Here is a 1,868-nt window from a genome sequence, read left to right as displayed (position 1 = left end):
TTCATCAGAATTTATAAACACTGGTTTATTCACAAATGCCTCCATACTGCCTATTGGCAAAAGTTATTTTCTAAGATATGGAGTGATTAATACGTTTTTCGTAACGATGTGTCAATAGCTAAAATACGAAAAACGTATTTTTATTTTTATAAATCTATTCGATTTTGTTTATTATCATTAATGTTAATGAGGTGCTTATGATAGAAAATATAAAAGAAAAACAGCTATCCATCATGCTAAATAAATTAACCGAATGTGAAAAAAAAGCTTTTATGAATTTCTTGCTGCGAGCAGAGATTTTAAAAGATCCTCGACAATCTTCTTTTCAGAATCATTCGCTTGTGAATATAAGTAAAGAAAATCATCAGAGTAAGGTCCAGAAATAGGTGAAGAATCTTTAAAAAACTCCATAATTTTAACTAATTCATCTGCCTTAATATCTCTCATTTCCCTATTTGTATTAAGATTAATCATATTGGATATAGCTGGTCTTCTTATACCAAGATGGGCGGCAAGCTTGGCTTGGCTCCCTCGTCCCATTTTATCAAGCTCTTTTTTTATCCAAATTTTTAGCTCTTTTTGCCTAATCATAATTAAGTTTATTCCTTATTTTTAAAGTCCTTACAATACAAAAAATACAATGATACGTTTTTCGTATTGACTAAATATTTTTGATATCGTATTTTTATCGCTATGATAAAAACATATACGAAAACCGCAAAACTCATAATTGAGTATCTAGGTGGGTATAAAAAAGTTGCTAATATCGTTAATCGCAATGTTATTGTAATTAGAAAATGGGCTTACCCTTTTGAAAAGCGAGAGGGTAAAGGCGGCATCATTCCAGCTAAATACCAAATTATGCTTTTGAACTATGCACGTGATCATGGGATAGATTTGCGTCCTGATGATTTTTTTTATCCCGAGCGCTTGCAGAGATTAATGCAAGAGCAAGTCCCCCCAATGTCGAAAATTTGCAAGAGCTGCGGTGTTGATCACACCGGAGAAACTTTACAGCATTAAGGAGACAAAGATGGCTGTAGAAAAGAAATATGAGTTCACACGCCAAGGAATAACGCTTTATCCTGATAAGAATAATTCACATGGTATTGTAATGCTTCGTCGCATACGGGCACTGAGAGACTTTGGAAGAGTCAAGAAAGGTGACCTAGGTGGTTTTATAGAGCATGAAGGTAACCTATCACATGAGGGTGATTGTTGGGTAGCTGGTTCGGATAGATCTTTTAGTAATGGGTATGTTTTTGGCAATGCTCGTGTTTTTGGAGATGCCCGTGTTGGTGGCATGGCACGTGTTTTTGGGCATGCACAAGTATACGGTTGTGCAGATGTTTCTAATTGTGTGTATGTTTATGATTATGCAAAGATTTATGGTAATGCGGAGGTTTATGGTCGTGATACCCGTGTTTATGGTAAGGCGCAAATTTATGAGAATGCTTCAGTAAAAGGCAAAGCAGAAGTTTACGGCAATTCTCGCATTTATGGGGATGCTAAGGTTTACAACAAAGCACGTGTCTACGGTCAAGCCAAGGTTTTTGGTAATGCCGAAGTTTTCAATCAATCTAAAGTTTATGACAATGCGTTAGTTCACGGGCATGCCAAGATTAGAGCGAATGCCAAGATTTACGGCAATGCCGATGTTTGTGACTATGAAGATTTTCGCGATAACGACGAAGTTTACATGCGTAAACACGTTTCATATAGCACAAACGAAGCGCATAAGAATGATGATGGTAAGCCTCGTATAGAGCTTATACCGCCGTTGGCACTGATTGAAATCGGCAAAGTTTTAGAGTTTGGGGCAAAGAAGTACGGAGCAAACAATTGGCGTAATGGCATGCACTGGAGCA

The 1,868-nt window shown here is 36.7% G+C and carries 3 protein-coding genes; 2 read left to right on the top strand and 1 reads right to left on the bottom strand.

Features of this window, described 5'->3' with window-relative positions; genetic code table 11:
* Positions 1-270: 270 nt before the first annotated feature.
* Positions 271-591 (bottom strand): helix-turn-helix domain-containing protein, encoded by a 321-nt coding sequence (locus ACFIMG_RS03200; protein ID WP_375612651.1) that lies wholly within the window; start codon positions 589-591, stop codon positions 271-273.
* Positions 592-693: 102 nt separating this feature from the next.
* Between ACFIMG_RS03200 and ACFIMG_RS03195 the strand changes: the two genes are divergently transcribed.
* Complete coding sequence (locus ACFIMG_RS03195; RefSeq protein WP_375678574.1) at positions 694-1,023, top strand: hypothetical protein; 330 nt, start codon at positions 694-696, stop codon at positions 1,021-1,023.
* A 10-nt stretch (positions 1,024-1,033) separates the two neighbouring features.
* A partial coding sequence (locus ACFIMG_RS03190; protein ID WP_375678575.1) for a dATP/dGTP diphosphohydrolase domain-containing protein occupies positions 1,034-1,868 on the top strand: 835 nt, incomplete at its 3' end.

It is taken from the genome of Bartonella sp. AP11XZML (assembly GCF_042196445.1).
Lineage (GTDB): Bacteria > Pseudomonadota > Alphaproteobacteria > Rhizobiales > Rhizobiaceae > Bartonella.
Note: the sequence above shows the minus strand (reverse complement) of the source record. Positions and strands in the feature narration are given on the sequence as shown.